The organism is uncultured Ralstonia sp. (assembly GCA_913056305.1).
Classification (GTDB): domain Bacteria; phylum Pseudomonadota; class Gammaproteobacteria; order Burkholderiales; family Burkholderiaceae; genus Ralstonia.
The window spans coordinates 1-5,412 of the sequence record CAJXMR010000274.1 but is presented as its reverse complement, the minus strand read 5'-3'; the positions used below and the strand labels follow the sequence as shown (position 1 = coordinate 5,412).

Sequence of the window (5,412 nt, the reverse complement as noted above, 5' to 3'; positions counted from 1 at the left end):
GCCCAGCCGCGCGGCATGATCGTGACCTTGTGCACCGGGTCGGCCTTCGGCAGCAGCTTGGCGACCACCGCATGGCCCGACTCGTGGTATGCCGTGGCCTTGCGCTCTTCTTCGCGGATCACGGCCGACTTGCGCTCCGGACCCATGTAGATCTTGTCCTTCGCGTCTTCGAAATCCTGCATGTCGACCACGCGCTTGTTGCGGCGGGCGGCAAACAGTGCAGCCTCGTTGACCAGGTTGGCCAGGTCGGCACCCGAGAAGCCCGGCGTGCCGCGCGCCAGCACCGACGCATCGACGTCGTTGCCGATCGGCACCTTGCGCATGTGCACCTTCAGGATCTGCTCGCGGCCGCGGATGTCCGGCAGGCCCACGTAGACCTGGCGGTCGAAGCGGCCCGGACGCAGCAGCGCCTTGTCGAGCACGTCGGCACGGTTGGTCGCGGCGATCACGATAACGCCCGAGTTGGCCTCGAAGCCGTCCATCTCGACCAGCATCTGGTTCAGGGTCTGCTCGCGCTCGTCGTTGCCGCCGCCCATGCCGGCGCCACGGTGGCGCCCGACTGCGTCGATTTCGTCGATGAAGACGATGCACGGCGCCTGCTTCTTGGCGTTCTCGAACATGTCGCGCACGCGGGCCGCGCCCACGCCGACGAACATTTCAACGAAGTCCGAGCCGGAGATGCTGAAGAACGGCACCTTGGCCTCACCAGCGATGGCGCGTGCCAGCAGCGTCTTACCGGTACCCGGAGGGCCCACCAGCAGCACGCCACGCGGGATGCGCCCGCCCAGCTTCTGGAATTTCTGAGGATCTTTCAGGAAGTCGACCAGTTCGACGACTTCTTCCTTCGATTCGTCACAGCCAGCCACGTCAGCAAACGTGACGGTGTTGTTGTTCTCGTCGATCAGGCGCGCGCGCGATTTGCCGAACGAGAAGGCGCCGCCTTTCCCGCCGCCCTGCATCTGCCGCATCATGTAGAACCAGAACACGATGATCAGCAGCGTCGGGCCGAGGTAACCAAGCACCGTCAGCAGCACACTCTGCTCTTCTTCCGCCTTGCCGGTCACCTGCACGCCGTACTTCATCAGGTCGCCGACCATCCAGATGTCGCCCGGCGAGACGATGGAATACTTCGTGCCTTCGTTGGGCGTGACCAGCAGGTTGCGCCCCTGGACTTCAACACGCTTGACCTTGCCGGCCTTCGCATCGTCCATGAATTGCGAGTACGTCACACCCTCTTGGGCGCGGGGCTTGTCGAACTGCTTGAAGACGGTGAACAGCACCAAGGCAATCACCAGCCAGATGGCCGCCTTCTGAAACCAGTTGTTATTCAAGGCGAGACTCCTTTAGAAATGCCTTGACGGGATGCTTGGCATTGTAATGCACGGACACCGCCGCGGGTTGATTGCCCGCAAGGCCACCGGCCACCCAGTCACCGGGCCCTTCCCTGTGTAACGTCCGTCAGCGCGGATGCTTGAGCTGGCGGCCCAGCAGGAAGGTCTCGGAAGACTTGTCGCGGGAGGCCTTGGGCTTGCGCGGCGCCACGATCTTGAAATGGCGCTTGAACAACTCGACGATCTGACTATAGCCGCTACCGTGAAAACATTTGATCAGCAGCGCGCCCTCAGGTTTCAGGTGCGCCTCGGCAAATTCCACGGCCAGCTCGGCGATGTGCTCCATACGCGCGGCGTCCGCCGACGCCACACCAGAGAGATTGGGGGCCATATCCGACAAAACAAGGTCGACTTTGCCGCCGCCGGTCGCTTCCAGCACGATTGTTTCCAGTTGCTGGAAGACCTCTTCCTCGCGGAAGTCACCCTGGATAAAGGTGACGTCGGCCACCGGCTCCATCGGTAGGATGTCGATCGCCACGATGGCCCCGTCGATGCGGCCGTCCTTGGCGCGCGGCGAGGCGGCCAGCTTGTTGCGCGCGTACTGGCTCCAGCTGCCGGGCGCCGCACCCAGGTCGACGATGACCTGGCCGGGCTTGATCAGCTTGTCCTGCTCGTCGATCTCCTTGAGCTTGTAGGCGGCGCGCGCGCGGTAGCCCTCGCGCTGCGCCAGCTTCACGTACGGATCGTTGATATGGTCGTGCAGCCACGACTGGTTGAACTTGTTCTTTGCCATCGAATTGATTGCCACGCCGCCTAAAAATGGCGGCTAGGGCTGATTTTGGCGGATAATACGCGCCGTTTGTCCATTTGCGCGATCCCGCCCTCATTTATGCCCGCCCTCACCCTCACCCCTGCCCAACGATCGGAACTGCGCTCGGAAGCGCATGCATTGAATCCGGTCGTCATCATCGGTGCGGAGGGCCTCACCAAGGCCGTCCTGGCCGAGATCGACCGCTCGCTGGCGGCCCACGGGCTGATCAAGATCCGCGTCTTCGGCGATGACCGCGAGGCGCGCATCGAACTCTACGACACCATCTGCGCCCGCCTGCAGGCCGCGCCCGTGCAGCACATCGGCAAGCTGCTGGTGATCTGGCGCGAAGGCCCGGCTTATCTCAAGGAAAACCAGCCGCAGGACATCCGTCCGCCGCGCAAGACCACCATCGGCGCCGGCCCGCGCTCCGTGACGGTGCGCAAGCCGAATCCGAACAGCATGCGACGCCCCAAGCCGGTCCGCCTGAGCGTGCTCGGCAACGAGCGCGTCACGGCCGGTGGCAACGTCAAGCGGGCCAAGCCGCGCCAAGCCAGCCAGAAGAAGAAGGCACTGTCCTGATTCCGGACTTGCCTGATACAAAACGACCGGCCATCCAGCCGGTCTTTTTTTGGGGGCCTCAGGCGGGCTGCCGAGCCCCAGCGCTCTTCCAGATCAACGCCAAGCCGAGCAAGCTTTCCACCAGATAGAACACGCTGGACACGCCATGCAGCATGCCGAACTGCGCGCGGTATGGCGAATCGCCCACCGCCACGCCCAGCGCATCCGCCTGGGCCCGCAGCGACGCCATGAACGGCTGCAGACCAAAATAGCCAACCAGCACGCACAGCAGCATCCCCAACACCAGCCAACGCAGCGACTTGTAAGCCGCCTGCCCGCGCCGGACCAACGCCGTGGCCGCCAGCAACAGCAGGCAACCCGCCGCCAGGCCGATCCACGCCTCAGCGTGAAACAAGCGGCCGGCAATCGAACCGGCCAGCTGGCGGTCTTCCAGCATGGCAAACAGCGTCGGAGCGACGATGTAGCCGATGGTCCAGAGCGATCCGCACCATACCGTGGCGAGCAACTGGAAGAAGCGCTGTGGCATGGGGAATCGTTCCCGATCAGGATTAGAGGTACTTGACCGCCAGGACTTCGTACTCGCGCTCGCCACCCGGGGCGACCACGGTGGCGACGTCGCCTTCGAGCTTGCCGATCAGCGCACGGGCGATCGGCGAGCTGATCGAGATCTTGCCGGTATCGAGATCGGCCTCATCGTCGCCGACAATCTGGTACGTGACCGGCTTGCCCGAATCCAGGTCTTCGAGGTCGATAGTGGCACCGAAGACGACGCGGCCTTCGGCGTCGAGCGAGGACGGGTCGATGACCTGTGCCGCCGCCAGCTTGGATTCGATCTCCAGGATGCGGCCTTCGATAAAGCCCTGGCGCTCCTTGGCGGCATCGTAGTCTGCGTTTTCAGACAGGTCGCCCTGGGCACGTGCCTCGGCGATGGCGGTGACGACGGACGGACGCTCCTTGGTCTTCAGACGTTGGAGTTCGTCTTTCAGCATCTCGGCACCGCGCTTGGTAATCGGAATGGTGCTCATGTTGAGTAATTCGGAATCACAAAAAAATCAGCCGCTGCGAAGCGGGAGGGCGCGTAGCGCACACCCGCCTGACGGCGGCTGTCGTTGTTTTGACACGGACGCTGTAGTGTAGGCGAACCGTCCGGTGGCGGCAACTGCCGCCACCGGGGAGGTTCTGCCGCGACGCTATGCCGCGCCGCGAAGTCTGCCGCGGGCCTTAGAGACTGGCGTGCAGGCCCTGGAGGTCATACACGTCCAGGTTCTGCATGTGCTTCAGACCCTCCACCGCAGCGCGGGCGCCGGCGATGGTGGTGTAGTACGTCACGCGCTGAGCCAGCGCCGCCTGGCGGATGGAGCGCGAATCGGCAATCGCGGTACGCGTTTCGTCGACCGTCGTGAACACGAGCGCGATCTCATTGCTCTTGATCATATCGACGATGTGCGGACGGCCTTCCTTCACCTTGTTGATCACGCGGACCGGAATGCCGGCGGCTTCGATGGCCGAGGCCGTGCCGCGCGTCGCCACAATCGGGTAGCCCAGCGTATGCAGCGCGCGGGCGACTTCCACCGCTGCCGGCTTGTCGCTGTCCTTGACCGTCATCAGCACGGTGCCCTTCTCGGGCAGGCGCGAACCGGCGGCGAGCTGGCTCTTGAACAGCGCCTCGCCAAAGGTCTTGCCGACGCCCATCACCTCGCCGGTGGAGCGCATTTCCGGTCCGAGCACCGGGTCGACGCCCGGGAACTTGTTGAACGGGAACACGGCTTCCTTGACGCTGTAGTACGCCGGCACGATTTCGGTCTCGATGCCCTGCGAATCCAGCGACTGGCCGGCCATGCAGCGCGCCGCCACCTTGGCCAGCGAGATGCTGGTCGCCTTCGACACGTACGGCACGGTACGCGACGCACGCGGGTTCACTTCCAGCACATAGACGATGTCTTCGCCGCCCTTCTGCTGGATGGCGAACTGCACGTTCATCAGGCCGATCACGTTCAGGGCCTTGGCCATGGCGGCGGTCTGGCGCTTCAGCTCATCGACGGTGGCTTGCGACAGCGAGTACGGCGGCAGCGAGCAAGCGGAGTCGCCCGAGTGCACGCCAGCCTGCTCGATGTGCTCCATCACGCCGCCGATGAAGACGCGCTTGCCGTCCGACAGGCAATCGACGTCGCATTCGATGGCGTCGTTCAGGAAGCGGTCGAGCAGCACGGGGCTGTCGTTCGACACCTTCACGGCCTCGCGCATGTAGCGCTCCAGCTCACGCGGCTCGTGCACGATTTCCATCGCGCGGCCACCCAGCACGTACGACGGGCGCACCACCAGCGGATAGCCGATCTCTTCGGCCAGGCGCAGCGCTTGCTCTTCGGCGCGCGCGGTGCGGTTGGGCGGCTGGCGCAGGCCGAGTTCCTGCAGCAGCTTCTGGAAGCGCTCGCGGTCTTCGGCCGCATCGATCATGTCCGGCGAGGTGCCGATGATGGGCACGCCGTTGGCTTCCAGGTCGAGCGCGAGCTTCAGCGGGGTCTGGCCGCCGTATTGCACGATCACGCCGACCGGCTTCTCCTTGTCGACGATCTCGAGCACGTCTTCCAGCGTGACGGGCTCGAAGTACAGGCGGTCGGAGGTGTCGTAGTCGGTCGAGACGGTTTCCGGGTTGCAGTTGACCATGATGGTCTCGTACCCGTCTTCGCGCAG

General features: G+C 64.3%; 6 protein-coding genes. 1 reads left to right on the top strand and 5 read right to left on the bottom strand.

The features are described from left to right. Both ftsH and QZ609_RS24140 read right to left on the bottom strand, forming a co-directional pair. On the bottom strand, window positions 1–1,331 hold a 1,331-nt coding region (gene ftsH, locus QZ609_RS24145), incomplete at its 3' end, for an ATP-dependent zinc metalloprotease FtsH (protein WP_295500293.1). Between the two features lie 127 nt (window positions 1,332–1,458). Next, a complete protein-coding gene (locus tag QZ609_RS24140) occupies window positions 1,459–2,124 on the bottom strand; it encodes an RlmE family RNA methyltransferase (RefSeq protein ID WP_295500291.1) in 666 nt (221 codons plus the stop codon). A 96-nt stretch (window positions 2,125–2,220) separates the two neighbouring features. On the opposite strand from QZ609_RS24140, the gene QZ609_RS24135 reads away from it, so the two are divergent. Further along, entirely contained in the window at window positions 2,221–2,721 is a 501-nt protein-coding gene (locus QZ609_RS24135) for a YhbY family RNA-binding protein (RefSeq protein ID WP_295500288.1), read from the top strand. A gap of 58 nt (window positions 2,722–2,779) precedes the next feature. Here QZ609_RS24135 and QZ609_RS24130 read toward each other — a convergent pair whose 3' ends face one another. The 3 genes from QZ609_RS24130 to carB form a co-directional block, all read right to left on the bottom strand. Further along, entirely contained in the window at window positions 2,780–3,247 is a 468-nt protein-coding gene (locus QZ609_RS24130; protein ID WP_295500286.1) for a DUF4149 domain-containing protein, read from the bottom strand. Between the two features lie 22 nt (window positions 3,248–3,269). Next, window positions 3,270–3,746, bottom strand: a complete 477-nt coding sequence (greA, locus tag QZ609_RS24125) for a transcription elongation factor GreA (RefSeq protein WP_295500283.1) — start codon at window positions 3,744–3,746, stop codon at window positions 3,270–3,272. Between the two features lie 196 nt (window positions 3,747–3,942). After that, window positions 3,943–5,412: carbamoyl-phosphate synthase large subunit (carB, locus tag QZ609_RS24120; RefSeq protein WP_295500280.1), on the bottom strand; the 1,470-nt coding region annotated here is incomplete at its 5' end.

Coding starts and splice junctions, on each gene's coding strand:
- QZ609_RS24140 (WP_295500291.1), bottom strand. CDS start 2,124: ATGGCAAAGAACAAGTTCAACCAGTCGTGGCTGCACGACCATATCAAC.
- QZ609_RS24135 (WP_295500288.1), top strand. CDS start 2,221: ATGCCCGCCCTCACCCTCACCCCTGCCCAACGATCGGAACTGCGCTCG.
- QZ609_RS24130 (WP_295500286.1), bottom strand. CDS start 3,247: ATGCCACAGCGCTTCTTCCAGTTGCTCGCCACGGTATGGTGCGGATCG.
- greA (WP_295500283.1), bottom strand. CDS start 3,746: ATGAGCACCATTCCGATTACCAAGCGCGGTGCCGAGATGCTGAAAGAC.